The 21300-nt window shown below is 71.5% G+C and carries 21 protein-coding genes; 7 read left to right on the plus strand and 14 right to left on the minus strand.

What is annotated here, in order from left to right; genetic code table 11:
* Positions 1–34 precede the first annotated feature (34 nt).
* On the plus strand, positions 35–700 hold the full coding sequence (locus tag AMO33_RS14320; protein WP_082668666.1) for a TetR/AcrR family transcriptional regulator: 666 nt from the start codon (positions 35–37) through the stop codon (positions 698–700).
* A gap of 64 nt (positions 701–764) precedes the next feature.
* Here the strand turns inward: AMO33_RS14320 and AMO33_RS14325 are convergent, their stop codons facing one another.
* Both AMO33_RS14325 and AMO33_RS14330 read right to left on the minus strand, forming a co-directional pair.
* Positions 765–1307 carry a DoxX family protein gene (locus AMO33_RS14325; protein ID WP_011207716.1) on the minus strand — a complete coding sequence of 181 codons (543 nt, stop codon included), beginning with the start codon at positions 1305–1307 and terminating at the stop codon, positions 765–767.
* Positions 1308–1379: 72 nt separating this feature from the next.
* Positions 1380–1922 (minus strand): YaeQ family protein, encoded by a 543-nt coding sequence (locus AMO33_RS14330; RefSeq protein ID WP_060592928.1) that lies wholly within the window; start codon positions 1920–1922, stop codon positions 1380–1382.
* Positions 1923–2150: 228 nt separating this feature from the next.
* On the opposite strand from AMO33_RS14330, the gene AMO33_RS14335 reads away from it, so the two are divergent.
* On the plus strand, positions 2151–3047 hold the full coding sequence (locus tag AMO33_RS14335; RefSeq protein ID WP_011207713.1) for a cutinase family protein: 897 nt from the start codon (positions 2151–2153) through the stop codon (positions 3045–3047).
* A gap of 38 nt (positions 3048–3085) precedes the next feature.
* On the opposite strand, the gene AMO33_RS14340 is transcribed toward AMO33_RS14335, so the two are convergent.
* The 4 genes from AMO33_RS14340 to AMO33_RS14350 form a co-directional block, all read right to left on the minus strand.
* On the minus strand, positions 3086–3997 hold the full coding sequence (locus tag AMO33_RS14340; RefSeq protein WP_060592929.1) for a manganese catalase family protein: 912 nt from the start codon (positions 3995–3997) through the stop codon (positions 3086–3088).
* A 175-nt stretch (positions 3998–4172) separates the two neighbouring features.
* Positions 4173–4880 carry a hemerythrin domain-containing protein gene (locus AMO33_RS14345; RefSeq protein WP_060592930.1) on the minus strand — a complete coding sequence of 236 codons (708 nt, stop codon included), beginning with the start codon at positions 4878–4880 and terminating at the stop codon, positions 4173–4175.
* 73 nt (positions 4881–4953) lie between these two features.
* Complete coding sequence (locus tag AMO33_RS32085; RefSeq protein ID WP_167547512.1) at positions 4954–5103, minus strand: hypothetical protein; 150 nt, start codon at positions 5101–5103, stop codon at positions 4954–4956.
* A gap of 86 nt (positions 5104–5189) precedes the next feature.
* A complete protein-coding gene (locus AMO33_RS14350) occupies positions 5190–5825 on the minus strand; it encodes a TetR/AcrR family transcriptional regulator (RefSeq protein WP_060592931.1) in 636 nt (211 codons plus the stop codon).
* A 96-nt stretch (positions 5826–5921) separates the two neighbouring features.
* Between AMO33_RS14350 and AMO33_RS14355 the strand changes: the two genes are divergently transcribed.
* Both AMO33_RS14355 and AMO33_RS14360 read left to right on the plus strand, forming a co-directional pair.
* Positions 5922–6917, plus strand: a complete 996-nt coding sequence (locus AMO33_RS14355; protein WP_060592932.1) for a Rieske 2Fe-2S domain-containing protein — start codon at positions 5922–5924, stop codon at positions 6915–6917.
* Positions 6918–6961: 44 nt separating this feature from the next.
* Complete coding sequence (locus AMO33_RS14360) at positions 6962–8053, plus strand: NAD(P)H-dependent amine dehydrogenase family protein (protein WP_060592933.1); 1092 nt, start codon at positions 6962–6964, stop codon at positions 8051–8053.
* 67 nt (positions 8054–8120) lie between these two features.
* Here the strand turns inward: AMO33_RS14360 and AMO33_RS14365 are convergent, their stop codons facing one another.
* Positions 8121–8963, minus strand: coding sequence for a crotonase/enoyl-CoA hydratase family protein (locus AMO33_RS14365; RefSeq protein ID WP_167547513.1), 843 nt, complete (start codon positions 8961–8963; stop codon positions 8121–8123).
* Between the two features lie 140 nt (positions 8964–9103).
* Between AMO33_RS14365 and AMO33_RS14370 the strand changes: the two genes are divergently transcribed.
* Entirely contained in the window at positions 9104–10696 is a 1593-nt protein-coding gene (locus AMO33_RS14370; RefSeq protein ID WP_082668667.1) for a GMC oxidoreductase, read from the plus strand.
* A 105-nt stretch (positions 10697–10801) separates the two neighbouring features.
* Here AMO33_RS14370 and gndA read toward each other — a convergent pair whose 3' ends face one another.
* Positions 10802–12244, minus strand: coding sequence for an NADP-dependent phosphogluconate dehydrogenase (gndA, locus tag AMO33_RS14375; RefSeq protein ID WP_011207705.1), 1443 nt, complete (start codon positions 12242–12244; stop codon positions 10802–10804).
* 92 nt (positions 12245–12336) lie between these two features.
* Entirely contained in the window at positions 12337–14043 is a 1707-nt protein-coding gene (ilvD, locus tag AMO33_RS14380) for a dihydroxy-acid dehydratase (RefSeq protein WP_060592935.1), read from the minus strand.
* A 109-nt stretch (positions 14044–14152) separates the two neighbouring features.
* On the opposite strand from ilvD, the gene AMO33_RS14385 reads away from it, so the two are divergent.
* Entirely contained in the window at positions 14153–14524 is a 372-nt protein-coding gene (locus tag AMO33_RS14385) for a helix-turn-helix domain-containing protein (protein ID WP_011207703.1), read from the plus strand.
* A 211-nt stretch (positions 14525–14735) separates the two neighbouring features.
* Here the strand turns inward: AMO33_RS14385 and AMO33_RS14390 are convergent, their stop codons facing one another.
* Both AMO33_RS14390 and AMO33_RS14395 read right to left on the minus strand, forming a co-directional pair.
* Positions 14736–15329 (minus strand): ClpP family protease, encoded by a 594-nt coding sequence (locus AMO33_RS14390; protein ID WP_011207702.1) that lies wholly within the window; start codon positions 15327–15329, stop codon positions 14736–14738.
* A complete protein-coding gene (locus tag AMO33_RS14395; RefSeq protein ID WP_060592936.1) occupies positions 15326–15931 on the minus strand; it encodes a ClpP family protease in 606 nt (201 codons plus the stop codon). The genes AMO33_RS14390 and AMO33_RS14395 overlap by 4 nt, the downstream gene beginning before the upstream one ends.
* A gap of 270 nt (positions 15932–16201) precedes the next feature.
* Here AMO33_RS14395 and AMO33_RS14400 point away from each other — a divergent pair, with 270 nt between their 5' ends.
* The gene (locus AMO33_RS14400) at positions 16202–17818 is read left to right on the plus strand and encodes an amidase (RefSeq protein ID WP_229434913.1); all 1617 of its coding nucleotides are present in this window, start codon (positions 16202–16204) and stop codon (positions 17816–17818) included.
* 24 nt (positions 17819–17842) lie between these two features.
* On the opposite strand, the gene AMO33_RS14405 is transcribed toward AMO33_RS14400, so the two are convergent.
* The 3 genes from AMO33_RS14405 to AMO33_RS14415 all read right to left on the minus strand — a co-directional run bounded on the left by AMO33_RS14405 (position 17843) and on the right by AMO33_RS14415 (position 21233).
* A complete protein-coding gene (locus tag AMO33_RS14405; protein ID WP_060592938.1) occupies positions 17843–18352 on the minus strand; it encodes a L,D-transpeptidase in 510 nt (169 codons plus the stop codon).
* Between the two features lie 128 nt (positions 18353–18480).
* Positions 18481–18993: a GtrA family protein gene (locus tag AMO33_RS14410; protein ID WP_082668669.1), complete on the minus strand. Its 513-nt coding sequence runs from the start codon at positions 18991–18993 to the stop codon at positions 18481–18483.
* Complete coding sequence (locus tag AMO33_RS14415; protein ID WP_060592939.1) at positions 18990–21233, minus strand: hypothetical protein; 2244 nt, start codon at positions 21231–21233, stop codon at positions 18990–18992. Before AMO33_RS14415 ends, AMO33_RS14410 begins: the two co-directional genes overlap by 4 nt.
* Between the last annotated feature and the right edge of the window lie 67 nt (positions 21234–21300).

The following is a 21300-nucleotide window of genomic DNA, read 5'->3' on the forward strand; positions in this document are numbered from 1 at the left end:
TCGACCCGCCGCATCCGGCCTAGGATGAGGCACCGTGGCGAGGAGGGCGGTCGACCAGGAGCGCGCGGACACCGTGAGCGCCCCCAAACTGTGGCGGGGCCAGACCCTCGACGACCGCAGCGCCGACCGGCGCGAGCAGTTGCTCGCGGTCGGCACACAGCTGCTGGGCACCGCGGGCGCCGCGGCGGTGACCATGCGGGCGGTGACCCGGCAGGCCGCGCTGAGCCCGCGCTATTTCTACGAGAGCTTCGAGACCAGGGAAGACCTGCTGCGCACGGTGTACGACCGGGTGGAGGCGGGACTACTGGCGCGGGTCGAGGACGTGGTGCCGAGTGGTGACCTGCGCGCCGACGTGCGCGAGGTGGTCGACCGCTGCGCGCGGTACTTCGAGGAGGATCCGCGGCGGGCGCGGATCCTGTTGCGCGAACCGCTGGGTGACGACACCCTGCACGAGCACAGCGCCGCGCGGGCGCCGGCCTTCATCCGCGCGCTGGTGGGACTGCTCGGCGCGGAGGCGGATGCGCTGCTGCCCGCCGACGAGGAGGCCCTCGCCGTTCAGGCGACCGCGCTGGGCGGCGCTCTGATCGCGCTCTACCTGGACTGGGCCGACGGCCGCCTGGCGCTCGCGCGCGAGCGGCTGGCGGCCGCGGCGGTCGACATCGTGTTCGCCCTCACGAGCGTCGGGCGGGCGCGCGGCTGACGGCGGCGGCGCGGTGCGTTGTCGCGGCCGTGCCGCTGTTGACCTTCAGCGCCACTGTCCCCGCTCAGCCGATGGGCGAATCCGTTTCGTCCGCTTCCGGTTTCGGCGGAGTCCAGAACAGCGCCAGCTGGGCGGCCGCCGCGGCGATGCCGAGACCGGCGGCGAGCGCGGCGGCCTTGGCGCCGGAGATCCTGCCGTCCAGGCCGGTCGCGCGATCCACGCTGAAACGGCCGGGGCCGATGCCGGCCAGCGCGACCGCCGCGGTCGCCAGGTTCGCCACGTACTCCCAGCCCTGATCGGTGATGAAGAAACCGTTGGGCGCGTGCACCGACCTGGCCGCCACGCCCATCGTGCCGACCACCGCCGCGGCCGCCACCGGTGTGCCCGCGCCCGCCACCAGCAGTGCGCCCGAGCCGACCTCCACGGCCGCGCTCGCCTGCGCCTGGAGTCGAGGACGCCGGAACCCGATGGCACCGAACCACCCGGCGGTCCCGTCCAGGGTGCGGGCGTGCTTGACGCCGTGGGCGATCATGGTGCCGCCCACGACGCCGCGCAGCAGCAGGCTCGCGATCTCCCGTCCCGTGGTCCCCCGTTCACGCCTGGCCATTCGTCTCCTCCTCGTCTCGGTTCCCGGTGTGTAGTGCGAAGTCTGGCAGGCCCGGCCCGGCGGCCGGGGAGGCTAGCCGAGTCGGTGCTCGGTGACGGCGGTCTCGAATCCGGTGCCGTTGACATCCAGGTAGAGCCGCCGCTCGGTGACCGACAGGGTGAGCGTGTTGCGCCGCTCGATCGCGGCCACCGCGGCATCGATGAACGCGCGGTCGAGGGCGTACAGCGGGATCTGCTCGGCGCGATGGATGCGCTTGCCGCGCAGTTGCGCCAGCACCTTGGCGGGATCGCGGTGGGTGTAGATCGCGACCCGCTCGGCGGCTTTGCTGCCGCGATGCACGCGTTCGGCATCCGGGGCGCCGATCTCGATCCAGCACAGCAGCCGGCCGGTGGCGTCGCGGACCGCGACCGCGGGCTCGTCGGTGGCCGACACACCGCCGTCACTGAAGGCGATGCCCTCGGTGTACTCCAGGCAGTAGGCCAGCAGGCGGGTGAGCATGAATTCCGCGGTCTCGGACGGATGCCGGGCGACGCGCACCTCCATGTCGGTGTAGACGCCGCGGTCGACGTCGGCGAGTTGGATGGCGAAGGAGTGCATCGTCGCGTTGAGAGCCATAGACGCAGCAGCTTAGCCACTCGCCGACTACCATTCCGTCTGGGAAGGTCACCGGTGCCCTGGTCACCGAAGCCCTGGTCACCGATGCCCTCCCGGCGATGGGCCCGCCCGTCGACCGCTTCGGCAGTACCCCTCACGTCCCCGACACCGACCCGACCGGCGCCCTGACCCAAGGGCGTCTTCGCCGCCCGGGCCTCGCGCTCGGCAGTGCAGAGACGGAGTACGACGATGCTCTCTCGATGGACGAACGCCACGGTATGCGCGGTTGCGATGGTCGCGGCCGTGCTACCCATCGGCGCCGCATCCACCGCCCAGGCCGCCCCCGGCCCCTGCCCGGATCTCCACGTGGTGGCGATCCCCGGCACCTGGGAGACCTCCAAGAACGAACCCGGCAAGGGCATGCTCGCCGCGGTCGCGGACGGTTTGCCGGGCGACGTCCGCACCGACTACGTCGCCTATCCGGCCACGGCCTTCCCCTGGGAGGGCGAGGTCTACGGTCGCTCCAAGCGCGAGGCCACCGACATCGCCCGCGCGTTGATCCGCGACGTCGGCGCCCAGTGCCCCGAGACGCGTTTCGCGCTGCTCGGCTACAGCCAGGGCGCCGACGCGGCCGGTGATCTCGCGGCCCAGATCGGTACGGGCCTCGGCGTCGTCGCTCCGAACCGGGTCGGGTTGGTCGGGCTCATCGCCGACCCGCGCCGTTCGCCCACCGACCAGCTCATCGGCCCCCCGGTGCCCGGCGCGGGCGCGGGTGGTCCGCGGGTGGGCGGCTTCGGCTGGCTCACCCCGGTCACCTACACCTTCTGCGCGCCCGGTGACCTCTACTGCGCCACTCCGGAGGGCGATTTCGCCGCCCGCATCGCCGGAATCCTCGCCCAGGCCTCCGATCCTTCCCAGTTCGACCAGTTGCCCGCAGGCGACCTGGTCGGCGACGTGCTGGCCGCGGGCGGGCTCGGGCTGCTGCACGATCAGCTCAACAACTCCGCCTACGAGGAGCGCAGGCGCCAGATCGACAACTTCCTCGAATCCGGCGCGCATCAGAGTTACCCGTCCTACCCGGTGGCCGGTGGCGACACCTCGCTCACCTGGCTGCGCCGGCACCTGGTCGCTCTGGCGAACGGGTAGCGCCCGGCGCACCGGTGCTGCGGTGACCGAGCCGGGGCTCAGGGCTTGTTGGGATCGAGCGCGTCCTTGACCTTGCCCATCAGCCCCGCCTCGGTGCCGAAGGCCGCCGAGCGCGGCTCGCCCTGCGAACCGTCGTAGGTGGCGTAGAGCTTGGGGTCCGGCGGCGGCGCGGAGGCCTTGTCGCCCAGCGGCTGTGGATCGGCGAGGAAGCCGTTCTGGTGCACCCCGTCCGGCGCCACGCCGCCCGCCCACCGGCCCTGATCGGACTGGGTGCCGTCGGACAGGTGCCACAGGCTGGTGGCGTGCTCGGAGTACTCCTCGTCGAACAGCGCGTCCGGGGTGACGGTGCCCTCGAGACCGTCCTCCTTCAACTGCTCGATGGCCGCGAGCCAGAGGTTCTGGTGATAGGTGTCGCGGGCGAGGTTGAACTTGAGCATGTTCTTCACGCCCGGGTCGTCGGTCATGTTGTACAGGCGCGCGGTCTGGATGCGGCCCTGCGACTCGGCGGTGACGTTGGCGCGGAAGTCGGCGAGCAGGTTGCCGCTGGCGACGATGTAGCGGCCGTTCCAGGGCACGCCGTTGGCGTCGGACAACGTCGGCCCGCCGCCGGAGACGATCGCCTGCTGCGGATCCATGCCACCGAGCACGGCGGCGACCACGGGATCGGCGGCGGCCTCCTGGGTGGCGCGGGTGGCGGGCGCACCTTCGAGCAGCCGCGCGACCATGGTCGCGATCATCTCGACGTGCCCGATCTCCTCGGTGGCCACGTCCATGATCATGTCCTTGTACTTGCCCGGCATCCGGCAGTTCCAGCCTTGGAACAGGTACTGCATGGTGACGGTCATCTCGCCGAAGGCCCCGCCGATGAGCTCTTGGAGCTTGCGCGCGTACACGGGGTCGGGCTTCTCGGGTTTCACATCGAACTGCAGGTAATCGGTATGACGGAACATCCACGCCTCCCAGCGAAGTGAACGGGACTTCCCCTCCCCTGGCGGCAGTACCTCGCCCTCGCACCCACAAACCTGAGAATTTCCGCCTGGCAATTTCCGGAACTGTTTGGGCGCCACCGTGTTTCGCGCACCCGAAAATGGAGCGGCGGGCCACGCCGCTCCATCGCGCCGTGGATCAGGTGCGGGTGGACGGATGCTCGCCGCGGCGCAGCGGCGGCAGGTGCTCCACCGCGCCGGCGACCTGCGCCAGCGCCCGGCTGGCGCGCACACATCCGGTCGCCCACCGGCCGGGCGCCCGCCGGGCCACCTGATCGAGCCGGTCCCGCGACCGATCCAGCGGCGCCAGCGGCACCGCCGCCAGGGCGTTGCCCGGCAGCCTGCGCGCGACCGTCGGGTGCGGCCGGGTGGGCGCGGTCCGGCGCACCGCCAGCCATGCCCAGCCGATCCGGCGCAGCGTGTCGGCGCCGACCGCCTCCTGCAACTTCGGCAACAACACGTCCTCCTCGTCGCGGACGTCCTCGCGCAGCAATTGCGCGATCCGGGCGAAGAGCAGGTGGTGCTCCCGGCTGTCGACATCCATCGTCTCCAGGCGGGTGAACAGTTCGTTGATCTCCTGGTGCTCCTGTTCGACCCGCAGCGTCAGTTCCTCGCCGTCGGGCAGCACCCGGCGCAGCAGCGGCCACAGCACCGCCTCCTCGGCGAAGGCGTGCGGGAACACCAGGCGGCACAGTTCGGTGAGCGCCGCCGCGCGCTCGTCGCCCGCGCTGCTGCCGATGCGCTCGAGCAGCGCCTCCAGGTCCTGATGGTCGCGGCGCTGCATGGTGAGCACGCTGCGCGCACCGCCCAGTTCCGTCTCGGTCTGATCGGCCAGTGAACGCGCCATGGTCGGCTCCTTCGTCGAACGGGGTCTCGCCCCGCCTACCCGGGCGCCGTCCTGCTCAAACGACCCGTGCCGCTCAGTCGCGGGATTCCTCCGGCTCGGTGAGCTCGGGCGCGAGCTCCCGCGTGGCCATTCCGCCGTCGCGGCCCTGATCGGTCGGCCCGGGCCTGCCGCCCTTCGGTTCGTCCTCGTCGCGGGTGTCCGCGTCGTCGCGCTCGCGTGTCATGGCCGGCCCCTTTCGTCGTCGGCTTCGAGCTACCCCGCCCGGGACGGATCAATCGGGGCGGCCTCCGGCCCGTGCGGCCCGGCCGGTCAGCGCCGTGCGGGCCGGGAGTGTTCGAGGTAGGCGACGATGGCGGCGGCCAGCCCGCGGCGGGCCTCGGCGAGGTCCACGTAGGTGCCCAGCTGCTGTTCGGAGACGATGCCGCGCATGGCGCCGGGCAGGAAGGCCGCGACCTCGCGCACCCGCTCGGGATCGACGTCGAGATCGGCGAAGGCCTTCTGGCACGCGCGCACCCACGCCTTGTTCCAGGAGGCCAGTTCGGCGGCGGTCCGGGGGTAGAGCCGTTCGAGTTCGGCGTGTTCCCGCGGCAGCGCGGCGCGCAGGGTCTCGATCGCGCGTGAGTCGGTGCCGGTGAGCCCACGGAAGAGCGTGTCGACCGTGGCCGCGACACGTTCGCGCAGCGGTCCGCCCGGGGCGAGGCCGACCGGCAGTTCCCCGCGGCGCTCGGCGGTGCGGCGTAACACGGCGGCCCACAGGCCGTCGATGTCGCCGAACTGGTATTTCAGCGCACCCCAGGTCGCGCCGATGTCCTTGGCGATGCGGTTACCCGAGACCGAGCCGGGGTCTCCGGTGGCCAGCGAGCGCAGCGCGGCGTCGAGCATGCTCTCCCGGGTCGCCATGCCGCGCCGGTTGGCGCGCCGATTGCTGGAGTCGGCCTCGGTCATGGGTCGGATGGTAGCGGCAGGCCGATTTCATAGAAGTCTCTGCCAAACTTTCACAGAGCCCACTACGATTCCTTTCGAACGAGGAAGGGGCTCCCGATGGCCAAACCGCCGCTACCGATGAATCCCACCGGCTGGTTCCAGGTCGCCTGGTCGGCCGAGGTCGGCGTCGGCGAGGTCCGCCGGATGAGCTATTTCGGGCGCGAGATGATCTGCTGGCGCAGCGCCTCCGGCGCCGTCGCGGTGATGGACGCCTATTGCGAGCACCTCGGCGCCCACCTGGGCCACGGCGGCACCGTCGACGGCGAGCGGATCGTGTGCCCGTTCCACGGCTGGGAATGGAACCGCGAGGGCCGCAACGTCTGCATCCCCTACGAGGACCGCCCCAATCCGGTGCGCCGCATCCGCAGCTACCCCGTCGTCGAGCGCAACGAGTCGATCTACCTCTGGCACGACGTGCACGGCAGGGCACCGTATTTCGAGGTGCCCGACGTGTTCACCGGATTCGGCGACGGGCGCACCGAAGCCGACTACCACCGCGCCCACCCGCACGGCACCCTGTTCCGCGAACGGCTGGAACTGCATCCGCAGTACGTGCTCGAAAACGGCGTGGACTTCGCGCATTTCACATACGTGCACAAGGTGCCGATCGTGCCGGTGTTCACCCGTCAGGAGTTCGACGCGCCGATCTCCCGGGTGGATTTCACCATCGATTTCGGCGAGGGCGCCCGATCCGCCGACGACGTGCGCAGCGGCGTGCAGGCGATCAACGCCGGACTCGGCGTCGCGGTCACCAAGAGCTGGGGCATGGTCGACAACCGCACCGTCTCGGCGGTGACCCCGGTCGACGACGCCACCTGCGACGTGCGGTTCACCGTGTGGATCGGCTGCCCGCCGGGCAAGGACCGCGACAACCCGTCGGACAAGGCGCTGATGTTCGGACAGGCGGTGATCGATCAGTTCCTCGCCGACATCCACATCTGGTCACACCAGCGCTATTCCGATCCGCCCGCGCTGGCCCGCGCCGAATACGCGGGATTCAAGGCACTGCGCACCTGGGCGCGGCAGTTCTATCCCGCCGACCGGGTGCGCTGAATGTTCGCACCGAACAACCATTCTCGACAGAAGGACGGACGACGATGACCGAGCGCACCCGACCACCGATCCGCGTCTTCCAGGTGGCCACCGGCAATGTCGGCACCGAGATGATCAAGCGCATCGGCAATCATCCCGACCTGGAGCTGATCGGCGTGCACTGCTACACACCGGAGAAGATCGGCCGCGACGTCGGCGAGCTGGCCGGACTTGCCCCGATCGGGGTGGTGGCGACCGGTTCGGTGGACGAGATCCTCGCCGCCCGGCCCGATGTGCTGACCTTCCACGGCGTCTTCCCCGACGAGGACCTCTACGTGCGGGTGCTCGAGGCCGGGATCGACGTGGTCACCACCGCCGACTGGATCACCGGCCACCACCGCGACGCCAATCACCCGCACCCCTCCGGCCGCCGGACCAGCGAGGTGATCGCCGAGGCGTGCCGGAAGGGCGGCTCGACCTTCTACGGCACCGGGATGAATCCCGGCCTGTGCCAGATCCTCGGCATCGTGCACACTTGCGACGTGGCCGACATCGAGAACGTCACCGTCATCGAGTCGGTGGACGTGTCGTGTCACCACTCGGCCGAGACCTGGCGCGCGGTGGGTTACGGCCTGCCGGTGGACGATCCGTCGATCCCCGGCTCGCTGGAGAAGTACACCAGCGTCTTCGCCGACTCCGTGCACCTGATGGCCGACTGCTTCGACCTGACCCTCGACGAGGTCACCTTCGACTACCGGCTCGGCGCGTGCACCAAGGACGTCGACCTGGGCTGGTACCACCTGCCCGAGGGCTCTCTCGGCGGCAGTTACATCCGCTACCGCGGCATGGTCGACGGGGTGGCGCGGGTGGAATCGCACCTGGAATGGCAGATGACCCCGCACACCGACCCGAAGTGGGAGATCAAGGGCTGCTACATCACCCGGATCACCGGCGACCCGAACGTGTACAGCAAGCACATGATCTTCCCCAGGGCCGGTGTCGATCTCACCGACCCGTCCTCGTTCGCGTCCATCGGCATGACCGTGACCGGCCTGCCCGCCCTCAACGCGATCCGGTCGGTCGTCGCGGCCCCGTCGGGGATACTCACCAGCGCCGATCTGCCCTTGCGCGCGTTCGCCGGACGCTTCGCGCGCTGAGAACCGCGCCGCCGCCGCGGTTCTCGTCGTCGGGTGCCGATCCGAACCGGCTGCGGGCGGGTCCGGTTCAGCTCCGGAACGGCGGCACCGGCAGGTCGTCGCCGAAGATGTCGGGCAGGTCCCGCACGCTGTCCGGGAACCGGGCGGGGCGCTTCTCCAGGAAGGCGGTGACCCCTTCGCGCGCATCGGCACTGGCGCCGCGGTGGTGCAGGCCGCGCGATTCCACGCGGTGGGCGATCATCGGGTGGTCGGCGCCGAGGCCGCGCCAGAGCATCTGCCGCGACAGCGCCACCGAGACCGGCGCCGACTGCTCGGTGACCCGCTTGGCCAGGGCATACGCCTCGTCCAGCAGCTTCTCCGGCGCGTGCAGGGCGGCGAAGAGTCCGGCGCGGTGCGCTTCGTCGGCGTCCACCAGCCGCCCGGAATACACCCAGTCCAGCGCGGTCTGCATGGGCACCAGGCGGGGCAGGAACCAGCTCGAGCAGGATTCGGGGACGATACCGCGGCGGTTGAAGACGAAGCCGATGCGCGCGGTCTCGACGGCGAGGCGGAAATCGGCCGCCAGCGTCATGGTGATGCCGACGCCGACGGCGGGCCCGTTCACCGCGGCGATGATCGGCTTGCGGGACTCGAACATCCGCAGCACCACCTCACCACCGGCGTCCCGGTAGGAGTCGGCGTCCTCGGGCGCGGCGAAGGTCTCCGCGCCCAGGGACAGATCGGCCCCCGCGCAGAACGCGCGCCCGGCGCCGGTGATCACGACGGCGCGCACCGCGTCGTCGTTGTCGCAGGTGTCGAACGCCTCGATCAGCTCACGGCTCATCGCGAGGGTGAACGCGTTGAGTTGCTCGGGACGGTGCAGGGTGATGGTGGCGATGGCGTCGGTGACGTCCAGGCGAATATCGGCCATAGCGGACAGCATGCCATCGGCGACCCGGCGCCGGCATCCCCCGTCTTCCCGCGAAACTCTTGACGCCCAGGGCTCCTCGGCGGCAGACTCCCACCGACCGGACAACGGTGTCCGGTCATCCTCGTGACACAAGGTGGCGAATGTCGGAGATCACGCGCCGGTCCCTGCTGACCGGAGCCGCGGCGGCGGGCGTGCTGCTCGCCGCCGCGCACAGCACAGGGCGGCAACCCGTGGCCGCCCGCGTCAACCAGATCCCCCTGACCAGGGAAGAACACCGCGCCGTCGTGGTCGGCTCCGGGTTCGGCGGCGGCGTGAGCGCGCTGCGGCTGGCCCAGGCCGGCGTGCCCGTGCTGCTGCTCGAGCGCGGCATGCGCTGGCCGACCGGCCCCAACGCCGAGACCTTCCCGCGCGCCTCGGCGCCGGACAAACGGCTGCTGTGGTACCGGTCCAATCCCAACCTGTTCGGCCAACCGCTGGCGTTCGAGCCCTACACCGGCCTGATCGAGGCCGTCGCCGGGGCGAACATGACCGCGCTGTGCGCCGCCGGCCTGGGCGGCGGATCGCTGGTCTACCAAGGGATGTCGCTGCAACCGGCGCGAGCGGTGTTCGAACTGCACTTCCCGGCCGAACTCGACTGGGACGTGCTGGACCGGGTGCATTTCCCGCGGGTCGCGCGGATGCTCGGCCTCGCGGTCGCCCCGGACGAACTGATCGACTCCCCCAACTATCTCGCGGCCCGGGTCTTCGCCGACCACGTCCGCAAGGCCGGCCTACCGCTGGACAAGATCCCCATGCCGATCGACTGGAACTACGCGCTGGCCGAGTTGCGCGGGGAGATGAAGCCCTCCTACACCAACGGCGACGGCGCGATGGGCGTCAACAACGGCGGCAAGAACTCCGTCGACGTCACCTACATCGCCGCCGCCGAGGCCACCGGACTGGTCCGGGTGGAAACCCTGCACCAGGTGACCGACGTCGAGCGCGCCGCCGACGGCCGCTGGACGGTCCACGTCGACCGGCTCGACACCACCGGCGCGGTGCTCGAGCAGAAGATCATCACCACCGGGGCGCTGATCATGGCCGCGGGCAGCCTCAACACCACCAAACTGCTGGTGCGAGCCGCCGCCACCGGCCGCATCCCGGACCTGCCCGACGCGCTCGGCCACGGCTGGGGCACCAACGCCGACCGCATCTACGCATGGTTCAACCCGGCGGCGAACTTCGGTCGCGCGCAGGGCGGTCCGGTGGTCTACGGCAGCAAGATCTGGGACGACCCACACCGGGCGTGCACGCTCATCCAGGCCTCCATCCCGCCACTGCAGGTGGATCCGATGAGCACCATGATGGTCGGCTACGGCGTCAGCGCCGACCGCGGGCACTTCGCCTACGACCACGCCGCCGAAGAGGCGGTGCTGCACTGGCCCGCGACCGGCGACGCCACCATCCAGAACACCCGCATCGGCCCGCTCGCGCACCGCATCGCCGGACCGGGCACGGTACTGATCGACACCAACGAGCTCTTCCCCTCCACCTGGCACGCCCTGGGCGGCGCCTGCATGGGCACGGTGTGCGACGTGTACGGACGGGTGCACGACCAGCCCGGCCTGTACGTACTCGACGGCGCGCTGATGCCCGGCAACACCGCGGCCTGCAACCCGTCCATGACGATCGCCGCGGTGGCCGAACACGCCCTCGACACCCTCGTCGCCGAGGACGTCGGCACCGTCATCTGACCGGCGAAAGGACCGGCCGCTTGACCCGTCAGGCTGTGCTCAATTCGCCTGAGCGGGGCGGCCTCCGTGGTCACGCTGCGCTACCGCCTCCGGCCGCTGACCCGTCTAGGCGGTGACTTCGCTGCGGTCGCCGCTCCAGAGGGTGTGGTACTTGCCGTCGGCGTCGATGCGTTCGTAGGTGTGGGCGCCGAAGTAGTCGCGCTGGGCCTGGGTGAGCGCGGCGGGCAGCCGCGGCGAGCGCAGCGCGTCGTAGTAGGACAGCGAGGAACCGAACGCGGGCACCGGGATACCGAGCAGGGTCGCGGTGGACACCACGCGGCGCCAGCTGTCGATACCCGCCTCGATGGCCTCGCGGAAGTACGGGTCCAGGATCAGGCTCGGCAGCTGCGGATCCTTGTCGTAGGCCTCCTTGATCCGGTTGAGGAACCGGGCGCGGATGATGCAGCCGCCACGCCAGATGGTCGCCAGGTCGCCCGGGCGCAGGTTCCAGCCGTATTCGGCGCTGCCCGCGGCGATCTGGTCGAAGCCCTGCGCGTAGGCCACCACCTTGGAGGCGTAGAGCGCGCGGCGGATGTCCTCGGTGAACTGCTCGACATCGGTGGGGCGGTCGGCGAGGGTGCCCGCGGCCAGGCCCGTGGCGGCCTTGCGCTGGGCGCGCGAACCCGACAGCGCCCTGGCGAACACCGCCTCGGCGATGCCGGTGACCGGAACCCCCAGATCCAGCGCCGACTTCACCGTCCAGCGGCCGGTGCCCTTCTGCTCGGCGGCGTCGACGATCACGTCCACCAGCGGGCGGCCGGTCTTGGCGTCGACCTGGTTCAGCACCTCGGCGGTGATCTCCACCAGGTAGCTCTCCAGGTCGCCGCTGTTCCACTGCGTGAACACCGCGGCGATCTGCCCGGCGTCGAAGCCGAGCGCGTCGCGGAACAGGTGGTAGGCCTCGCCGATCAGCTGCATGTCGGCGTACTCGATGCCGTTGTGCACCATCTTCACGAAATGACCCGAACCGTCGGGGCCGATGTGGGTGCAGCAGGGGGTGCCGTCGACCTTCGCCGCGATGGATTCCAGCAGCGGGCCGAGCGATTCATAGGACTCGGCCGGGCCGCCCGGCATGATCGCCGGGCCGTTGAGCGCGCCCTCCTCGCCGCCGGAGATGCCGGCGCCGACGAAGTTCAGCCCGCGCTCGCGCAGGGCGGCCTCGCGGCGGATGGTGTCGGTGTAGAGGGCGTTGCCGCCGTCGATGATGATGTCGCCCGGCTCCATCGCCGCGGCCAGTTCCTCGATCACCGCGTCGGTCGCCTCGCCCGCCTTGACCATGATCAGCACCCGCCGCGGCCGCTCGAGCGCCGCCACGAACTCCTCGATGGTCTCGGTGCGGACGAAGTCGCCGTCGCCGCCGTGTTCGGCCAGCAGCGCGTCGGTCTTGGCCACCGAGCGGTTGTGCAGCGCGACGGTGTAGCCGTGCCGGGCGAAATTGCGGGCGATGTTGCTGCCCATGACAGCCAGTCCGGTCACACCGATGTGTGCCCGCGCGGTAGAGGTCGGCATCGATCAGCTCTCTTCGTTCGACGGTCCGGTGGGTGCGATCAGCCCGGATGCCAAGCTACTAAACGGCGCGTCCCGCGCCGCGACACCCCCGCTCAGTCGCAGACCGCGCCGACCGAGGCCGAACCGACCAGCTTGGTGTACTTGGCGAGCACGCCGCGGGTGTAGCGCGGCGGCAGCGGTCGCCAGTCCTGTTTGCGCCGCTCGAGTTCGGCGGGCTCCACCAGCAGGTCCAGGGTGCCCGCGGCCACGTCGAGCCGGATGCGATCGCCGTCGCGGACGAACGCGATCGGACCGCCGTCCACCGCCTCGGGCGCGACGTGCCCGACACACAGTCCGGTGGTGCCACCGGAGAAGCGGCCGTCGGTGAGCAGCAGCACGTCCTTGCCCAGGCCCGCGCCCTTGATGGCGGCGGTGATGGCCAGCATCTCGCGCATGCCGGGTCCACCCTTGGGGCCCTCGTAGCGGATGACCACCACGTCGCCTGCGGTGATGGTGCCGTCCTCGAGGGCGTCCATCGCGGCGCGTTCGCGATCGAAGACCCTGGCCGTGCCGGTGAAGACGTCCTCGTCGAAACCGGCGGATTTCACCACCGCCCCGCCGGGCGCCAGCGAGCCGGACAGGATGGTGATGCCGCCGGTGGGATGGATCGGATCGTTCAGCGCCCGCACCACCTTGCCGTCCGGGTCGGGCGGGGCGATGTGGGCGAGGTTCTCCGCGACGGTGCGGCCGGTGACGGTGAGGCAGTCACCGTGCAGCAGTCCGGCGTCGAGCAGGGTCTTCATCATCACCGGCACGCCGCCGATGCGGTCGACATCGGTCATCACATGCGCGCCGAACGGCTTGACGTCGGCCAGGTGCGGCACCCGCCTGCCCACCCGCGCGAAATCGTCGAGGGTGAGCTCCACCCGTGCCTCGTGCGCGATCGCGAGCAGGTGCAGCACCGCGTTGGTCGAGCCGCCGAAGGCCATCACCACCGCTATGGCGTTCTCGAACGCCTCCTTGGTGAGGATGTCGCGGGTGGTGATGCCGCGGCGCAGCAGCTCGACCACGGCCTGACCGCTGCGGCGGGCGTACCCGTCGCGGCGGCGGTCGGTGGCGGGCGGTGCGGCGCTGCCGGGCAGCGACATGCCCAGCGCCTCGGCCGCGCTGGCCATCGTGTTGGCGGTGTACATGCCGCCGCAGGCGCCCTCGCCGGGACAGATCGCGCGTTCGATGGCGTCGACGTCGGCCCGGCTCATCAGCCCGCGCGCGCACGCTCCGACCGCCTCGAACGCGTCGATGATCGTCACCTCGCGCTCGGTGCCGTCGGAGAGCTTGGCGATGCCGGGCAGGATCGAGCCCGCGTAGAGGAACACGCTGGCCAGGTCGAGGCGGGCCGCGGCCATCAGCATGCCGGGCAGCGACTTGTCGCACCCGGCCAGCAGCACCGAGCCGTCGAGCCGCTCGGCCTGCATCACCGTCTCCACGCTGTCGGCGATCACCTCGCGCGACACCAGCGAGAAGTGCATGCCCTCGTGGCCCATCGAGATGCCGTCGGAGACCGAGATGGTGCCGAACTGCATCGGGAAGCCACCGGCGGCGAACACGCCGTCCTTGCAGCCCTGCGCGAGCCGGTCCAGCGACAGGTTGCACGGGGTGATCTCGTTCCAGGAGGAGGCGACGCCGATCTGCGGCTTCTCCCAGTCGTCGTCGCCCATGCCCACCGCGCGCAGCATGCCGCGGGCGGCGGTGCGTTCCAGCCCGTCGGTGACGTCACGGCTGCGGGGCTTGAGGTCGGGGGTGTTCGTCTGCTCGGCCACGGCCCCATCATGCTCGCTGCGACCGCGCGCCGCCGACGGCCACGCCGAATTCGTCCGCCCAGAGCGTAATCGAGCGCTCGCACCGGGGGCCGGATCGTAGGCTGCGAGCATGACCGAGCATCCGAGACTGCACTCGATCCCGGGCGGGCGCGCGGACCGGCGGCCCGAACCCGACACCGCTGCCGAGCCGCTATGGCGGGAGGTGCTCGGCGAACGCCTGCGCCTGCTGCGCCGCGAACAGGACGAGACGCTGGCCGAGACCGCCGCGCGCGCGGGCATCTCCCCGCAGTACCTCTCCGAGGTCGAGCGCGGGCGCAAGGAGCCCTCCAGCGAGATGATCGCGGCGCTGGCCGGCGCCCTGGGCACCACCCTGGGCGGGCTGACCGAACTGGTCGCCGACGAGCTGCGGATGCGGCGGCGCCGCGCCGCCTTCGCCCGGCGCAGCAGCGCGGGCCCCACCCTCACCCTGCGCGCCGCCTGAGCGGGTCAGCGGCCGAAGGGGGTAGCGCAGCGTCACCCCCGCAGGCCGCCCCGCTCAGGCGAAATCCGACACAGCCTGAGCGGGTCAGCGGCCGGAGGCGGCAGCGCAGCGTCACCCCCGCAGGCCGCCCCGCTCAGGCACATCCAACACAGCCTGAGCGGGTCAGCGGCCGGAGGCGGCAGCGCAGCGTCACCCCCGCAGGCCGCCCCGCTCAACCCCGCGGACTCAGCACCGTGTCGATCAGCCCGTATTCGAGGGCGGCGGTCGCGGTGAAGACGCGGTCGCGGTCGGTGTCCTCGCGCAGCTGCTCCGGGGAGCGGCCGGTGTGCCTGGACAGGATCGCCTCGATCTCGGACCGCATCCGCACCAGCTCGTCGGCCTGCAGGATCAGGTCCGGGATCGGCCCCTGGCCGCGCGCGGCGGGCTGGTGCAGCACGACGCGGGCGTGCGGCAGCATCGCGCGCTGCCCCGGCGCGCCGCCCGCCAGCAGCACCGCCCCGACCGCGATGGCCTGCCCGACGCAGGTGGTGTGCACCGGCGCGCCGATGTGCTGCATGGTGTCGTAGACGGCCAGCATCGACGGCAGGTCGCCGCCCTCGCAGTTGATGTAGAAGTTGATCTCCTGGTCGGGGCTCTCCGATTCCAGGTGCAGCAGCTGCGCGATCAGCGCGTTGGCGACCCCGGAGTCGATCGGCGTGCCCAGGTAGACGATCCGCTCGGCGAGCAGGTGCGAGTAGATGTCGGTGATGCGCTCGCCACCGCGGGGATGCTGGGCGATGACGTTGGGAATGGTGTAGGTGCTCATAGCGTGATCCCCACTCGCGGCCGCTGCGGGACGACCTGGCCGAAGCTGTCGACGATGTGGTCGATGAAGCCGTATTCCTTGGCCTGCGCGGCGGTGAACCAGCGGTCGTGCAGGGAGTCCTCGTAGATCCGGGCGTAGGGCTGGCCGGTGTCGGCGGCGATCAACCCGAGCACCGTCTCGACCGTGTGGCGCAGGTCGTCGGCCTGCACCTCCACGTCGACGGCGGTGCCGCCGATGCCCGCCGATCCCTGGTGCATCAGCACGCGCGCGTGCGGCAGCGCGAACCGTTTGCCCCGGCTGCCCGCCGAGAGCAGGAATTGTCCTGCGCTGCAGGCCAATCCGAGCGCGAGCGTGGACACCTCGCAGGGCACGAGGCGCATCACGTCGCGGATCGCCAGCATCGCGGGCACCGAACCGCCCGGCGAGTGGATCCACAGCGAGATCGGCGCCTCGTCGTTCTCGGCGGCCAGCGTGAGCAACTGGGTGGCGAGCAGGGTGCCGTTGTCGTCGTCGAGCGGTCCGTCGAGCACCAGGATGCGCCTGCTCAGCAGCTGTTCCCGTGCCCGCCAACCGAACAGCGGGGTCTTGTCGTCGTGAGCCATGCCTCCACCCTGCCCCCGCTCGCGGCCCGCGCGGGGGCCACGCTGCCGTGGGCGGATCTGCTCACAGCAGCGCGACGGTGGGGTACGCGCCGTGCTGCGAGGTATGTCCGAAAACTGCTGGCAAGTGCCCCCGGTTCCGGGGGCACCGGGTGCTGCTCTGATAGGTTCTGCGCATCGGTTCCGGCCGGTGCATGCTCGTCGTCCGACGAACACTCAGGGGGTCACGTGCAGTCACCCGTTTCGCGCAGGTCCTTCCTCCGAGGCGCGAGCGTGGGGGCCGCGGTGGGCGCCACGGCGCTGCCCGGCCTCGCGCACGGCGTGCCGCTGCCGCGCCGGCCCGCGCCCCGGCTGCCCGACCCGGCCACCGTGGCGGCCACCGACCCAGCCATGCTGACCGCGCTGGAGGCCGCGAGCCTGTTGCAGGCACGCACCCTGCATCCGGTCGATCTGCTCGACGCCTGCCTGCGCCGCAGCGCCGACTACGACGGCGCCACCAACGCCTGGATCCGCACCTACCCCGAGCTGGCGCACGACCAGGCCGAACAGGCCGCGCAGCGGCTGGCCGCGGGCGACGCGCCGCTGCTGTGCGGACTGCCGATCGCGGTCAAGGATCTCTACGCGGTGGCCGGATTGCCGCTCACCGCGTCCAGCCGGGTCCTCGACGGCAACATCGCCGCCGGTGACGCGACGGTGTGGCGGCGGCTGCGGGAGCACGGCGCGGTACTGCTCGGCCACACCCACACCGACGAGTTCGCCATCATGACCGCCACCCCGCAGGTCGGCAATCCGTGGAAGACCGACGACACCGCGGGCGGCTCCTCCGGTGGCAGCGCGGCGGCGCTGGCGGCGCGGTACGCGCCCCTGGCGCTGGGCACCGACACCGGCGGTTCGGCGCGGTTGCCCGCCTCCCGCTGCGGCGTGAGCGCGATCAAGCCGACCTTCGGCCGGTGCAGCAAGTACGGTGTCATCCCGGTGATGTGGACCAGGGACCATCCCGCGGCGATGGGCCGCACGCTCGCCGACGCGGCGCTGCTGCTGTCGTTCATGGCGGGCGCCGACGCCAACGATCCGGTCACCGGCACCGCGCCGCCGCTGCCCGCGGCCGGGTTCCCGTTCACCGCGCCGGAGGCGGCGAAACCGCTGGGCGGCAGGGTGTTCGGCGTCCCGGTCGCCGCCGACCGGCTGCCCGCGGAGCTGGGCAGGCTGTTCACCGAATTCCTCGGCGTCGTCACCGATCTCGGCGGCGAGCTGCGCGAGGTGCGGATGCCCGCCGAGCCGGAGGGCCTGGCCACCGGCGACGCGGTGGAACTCGGCATGTACCACCGGCAGTGGATCGAGCAGCTCGGGTTGTTCCGGCCGCTCAGCGCGGCCGTGGTCGAGGTCGGGCTGGCCTCACTCGGCATCCCGTCCACGGACTACCTGCAGTACAGCCGGGCCCGTGCCACCTATCAGCGCGCCTACAACCGCCTCTTCGACGAGGACGGGATCGACGCCCTGGTGCTGCCCGGCGCCGCCACCGACGGCATGCCGCGCAGCACCGCCGCCGCGGCCTCCATCCTGGGCGCCGACCATGTCCCGGTCACCTGGGCGAACTACTCCGGCGCACCGGCACTCTCGCTCCCGGCGGGCCGCTCCCGGGTGACCGGCCTGCCGTTCGGCGTCCAACTGGGTGGGCGGCCGTGGGGCGAGGCCGATCTGCTCCCGCTCGGGCTCGCGATCGAGGCGGCCGCCCCGCACTGGCGCGATGTGCCGCCCCTGCGACCGAATCCGCGACCGTTGCCGCAGGTGGGGCTCGGCACGCCCGGCCCGGGCCCCGACCCCACCAACACCGACGCCGCGGCGCCCGCGTTCAGCTTCATCCCCACCACGACCGCCGCGCCGGTCTAGGCAGCTCTCACTCCACCACTTCTCTCACTCCACCACTTCGACGACGTCGCCGGGCCACAGGTATTCGTAGAAGGCCTTGGCGCCCTCGTGCGTCATCCGGACGCAGCCGTGCGACTCCTTCTCGATGGGGCCGACGTGGAAGGCGATGTCGCCGTTGAAGAACGTGGCGTACGGCATCGGAGCGTTGTGCATGGTGCTCCAATGGAATTCGCGCTTGAACGACACCTTGAAGACCCCGGGCGGTGTCTCGTAGCCGGGCATGCCGTGTGAGACCGGGGTCGGCCCGTACGTGACGCGGCCGTTGTCCATCAGCCATGCCTCGTTGGTCGACAACCGCATGCAGGCCCTGGCCTGGGCCGAACACGGCGCCACCGGGGGCGGCGGCTGGATGATCGCCGGGACGCCGGGAATGTCGGGACCGCCGGGCCACAGGGGCTCGGCCTGGGCGACGCCGGTGCCGAAACCGGCGGCGGACGCGAGGCCGAGGACGACCGCGAGGCGTCCCGCCCAGTGCCGCTTACGCAATCTGCTCATCACGCACCTGCCCTCTCTGCCGGGCGGGCTCCGTTGCACCGCCGGCTGCCGGGAACACCTCGAGGTGTCAGACGATCATGACGACAGCCGGATACCCCGGTCAAGAGCGCGGTAACGCGCCCCCGACGTCAGCGCAGCGGCGGACGCCTGCGAAAGGAGATGTGGCGGTGCCCGAAGAAGCTGGCGACCGCGACCACCGCCATCACCCCGAGCGCGGCCGGGATGCGCGGCAGATGCGCGACCTGCACGGCCAGCTGCAACAGCACCATGTTCATCAGCAGCCCACCGGAATTCACCACCACGAAGGCCACGAAGTCGCGGACCAGCCGCCCGCGCACCCGGAACACCAGCGTGCGGTGCAGGGTGAAGGCGACGACGATGCTCACCGCGTAGGCCAGCGCGGGCGCGACGGCCGGGCTCACCCCGGCACCGAGCACCAGCAGCCACGCCACGGTCAACGCCATGCCGAGGGCGGTGTTGAACGCACCGACCACCGCGAACGCCAGCTCCTGCCGCCGCACCACCCGCAACAGCGGGCCGGGATCGGCGCCCGCGTCGCGGGTCTCCGCCGTCGCGGTGGCGGACCGCGGCGGTGGCCAGGCGGCGGGGGCGTCCGGCGCGCGGACGGCGTCGGCGGTCATGGTCGCGCGCCGACCAGATCGGGTTCGCGTTCGACGTCCGGCGGGGAGGCGTCGGCGTCGCCCGAGTCGCCGCGGTCGCGGCGGTCGCGCCGGTACAGCCACTGCAGGAGCGCCACGCCGAGCAGGCCGAGCGCGGCCGCGCCCATCCCCAGCGGCCGACCCGGCGGCGACCAGGTCAGCTCCAGCTCGGCGTTCTCGGTTCCCGCCGGGATGTCCACCGCGGCGAAGACATTGCCGACCAGGTCGACCGGCACGTCCCGGCCGTCGAGGGTGGCGCGGTAGCCGGGCCAGCCGAGCCGCGCGAACACCACCCGGCCGCCCTCGGCGCTGCTCACCCGCACCCGGCTGGCGGTGTCGGATTCGGCGAGCGAGGTGGCCGTGACGCCGGGGGCGGCGGCGACGCGGCCGTCCCGGGTGGACACCGGGCCGTCGATTCGCTCGAGCACCGCGATGTAGCGCTCGTGGCCCGGGTAATCGACCCACTGCCAGCCCGGCGGCGCGGGCTGGTCGCGCGCGTCCGGATAGAGCGCGCGCTGGAGCACCACACGGTCGATCTTCATCAGATCGACGATCGTACGGCCGGTGCTCGGCTCGGTGGCGAAGGCGCGGCGGTAGGCGTCGGGACAGACGCTGGTGTCCCAGCGCATGCACAACGTCTCCCCGAACCAGAAGTGCCCGTTCGGGGTGTAGCCGCCGACGTAGCTGCGCTCCAGGTTCTTGGCGTAATTGCCGAACACCAGCGATCCGTACGCGCCGTCGAGGCTGCGTTCCTCGGGGCGGATCAGCGCGCGGTCGGCCAGTTGCAGGGTGGTGCCGTCGAAGTCCGGGAAGGCGGCCTTCATCTCCGAACGATGGGTCGGCAGATTCCAGCCGAGCGGCGTCGGCTGCGCGGCCGACACCTGCGCGTAGGCGATGGGGACCACCGAGACGATCACCACCGCGCAGGCCGCGGTGGCCCGCCCGCGACGGGCCAGCGCCACCACTCCCGCGCCGAGGACGGCGAGCACGACGACCCAGACCACGTGCCACACCGTCTCGTCGGGCGCCGCGGCGGCCGAACGGACCAGCAGCACGCCGAGCAGGCCGCCCGCCACGAGCAGCCGCTTGCGCGCGTCGGCGACGGTGCCGTAGCGGCCGAGCAGCACGCACACCAGGATCAGCAACCCGAGTGCCAGCATCGGCAACACCCGGGCGGGCCAGCGCAGCGGACCGATCGCCCCCGGGCCCGCGGTCCACATCAGCACCGCCACCGAGAACAGCGCGGGAGCGGTGAGTTCCCGCAGTCCCGCCCGCGCCGCGCGCCAGTCCACGAAGGCCAGCCCCGGGATCAGGAACCAGGCGATGTAGACCACCGGCATCGGCTGCACATACCCCCACCACGAGGTGAAGGCGGGCAGTGTGCTCGGCAGACCGGCATTCAACGACTCCGACCACGGCACGGCCAGCAACTGCTCGTTGTTGATCTGCGCGGTGCCGCGCCAGGTGGCCTTGGCCGACAGCAGGCTCGGCAGGTAGGTCATCAACCCGGCCGCGGCCGCGCACACCGACACCAGCGCCAGGCGCAGCGGACCGCGCCGGTCGCGCTGGTGGATCAGCTCGCCGACGAGCACCGCGCCGATCACCAGCCCCGCCTCCACGGCCGGGAAGATGTACTGCACCGACATCACCAGGTACAGGAACACGAACGTGGGGATCGGCCCGCTGCGGCCACGCGCGTAGCGCACCCCCGAGGCCCAGGCGTGCACCAGCCAGGCGGTGCCGGTCAGCGCCGTCCACCAGCTGGCCTCGTCGAAGAACAACAGCCAGCCGCTGAACGGCATCGCCACGCCCGCGACCGCCGCCCACGCCGCCCGCGCACCGTAGACCAGGCACACCCGGTAGACACCGAGCGCGAGGATCACCGCGAAGATCAACTTCACGACGGTGGCGTAGAGCGCCAGGTTGTCCATCGACGGCGCGAGCAGGTCGATCAGCAACTGTGGCGGGTTGAGCAGACCCGCCTCCTCGATCGTGTAGTTACCCGCCAGCCAGTGCTCGGGCACCATGGTCGGAAACCGGCCCTCGCGCAGGCTGCGCCCGAGCATGACCCACAGTGGGGCGTACTGGGATTCGGTGTCGTCGGTGTAGAAGTGCCGCGGGTTGGCCGCCAGCACCGCGGCGTACCCCGCCACGACACCGAGCGCGGTGATGATGCCCCATGTATAGATGCCTCGCGGAGCGAGCGTTCCCCTGTCCGCCACGAGTTCCAGACCCTACAGGCACCCCCGCACCCCTCCGGGCGCTGACCCGCTCAGGCGGTGTCGACTG

Source organism: Nocardia farcinica (genome assembly GCF_001182745.1).
GTDB lineage: Bacteria > Actinomycetota > Actinomycetes > Mycobacteriales > Mycobacteriaceae > Nocardia > Nocardia farcinica.